This window comes from Dyella sp. C9 (genome assembly GCF_003332825.1).
GTDB lineage: Bacteria > Pseudomonadota > Gammaproteobacteria > Xanthomonadales > Rhodanobacteraceae > Dyella.
This window is the reverse complement of record NZ_QIRF01000041.1, coordinates 1-1,063: the sequence shown is the minus strand read 5'-3', so window position 1 is coordinate 1,063 and position 1,063 is coordinate 1. Positions and strand designations below refer to the sequence as shown.

Below are 1,063 nucleotides of genomic sequence, written 5' to 3'. Positions count from 1 at the left end.
CCACCTGCACTACACCGCCCTGCCGGACTGGGCGCAGTCCCTGGGCATGGTGATGTCGCTGATCCTGCTGGCGCCGAGCTGGGGCGGCATGATCAACGGCATGATGACCCTGTCGGGCGCCTGGCATAAGCTGCGCACCGACCCGATCCTGCGCTTCCTGGTGGTCTCCCTGGCCTTCTACGGCATGTCCACCTTCGAAGGCCCGATGATGGCCATCAAGACCGTCAACTCCCTGTCGCACTACACCGACTGGACCATCGGCCACGTACACGCCGGCGCTCTGGGCTGGGTGGCGATGATCTCCATCGGCTCCCTGTACCACCTGATCCCGAAGGTCTTCGGCCGCGAGCAGATGCACAGTGTCGGCCTGATCAACGCCCACTTCTGGCTGGCAACCATCGGTACCGTGCTGTACATCGCCTCGATGTGGGTCAACGGCATCACCCAGGGCCTGATGTGGCGTGCGATCAACGCCGACGGCACCCTCACCTACTCCTTCGTGGAAGCCCTGCAGGCCAGCCACCCGGGCTTCATCGTCCGTGCTCTGGGCGGCGCCTTCTTCGCCTCCGGCATGCTGCTGATGGCCTACAACACCTTCCGTACTGTGCGCGGTTTCAAGCAGGCTGACGCCGATGCCGCTGCCCAGATCCCCGCTGTAGGAGCTCACTGCTGAAGCACGAAGTAGTCGAGAAGAACATCGGCCTTCTGGCCTTCTTCATGGTCATTGCGGTGAGCATCGGCGGTCTGACCCAGATCGTTCCGCTGTTCTTCCAGGTCGTCCCCAACAACCCGGTCGAGGGCATGAAGCCGCGCACCGCGCTGGAACGGGAAGGCCGTGACATCTATATCCGCGAAGGCTGCGTAGGCTGCCACTCGCAGATGGTCCGTCCGTTCCGCGCCGAAACCGAGCGCTACGGCCATTACTCCGTCGCTGGCGAAAGCGTCTGGGACCACCCGTTCCTGTGGGGCTCCAAGCGTACCGGCCCGGACCTGGCCCGCGTTGGCGGCCGCTACTCCGACGACTGGCACCGCGCGCACCTGTACAACCCGCGCAACGTAGTGC

At 64.5% G+C, this 1,063-nt stretch carries 2 protein-coding genes; both read left to right on the top strand.

The window, feature by feature from the left end; genetic code table 11:
- On the top strand, positions 1-673 hold a 673-nt coding region (locus tag DVU99_RS19595; protein WP_198670405.1), incomplete at its 5' end, for a cbb3-type cytochrome c oxidase subunit I.
- A partial coding sequence (gene ccoO / locus DVU99_RS19590) for a cytochrome-c oxidase, cbb3-type subunit II (protein WP_114241909.1) occupies positions 670-1,063 on the top strand: 394 nt, incomplete at its 3' end. The genes DVU99_RS19595 and ccoO, both read left to right, overlap by 4 nt.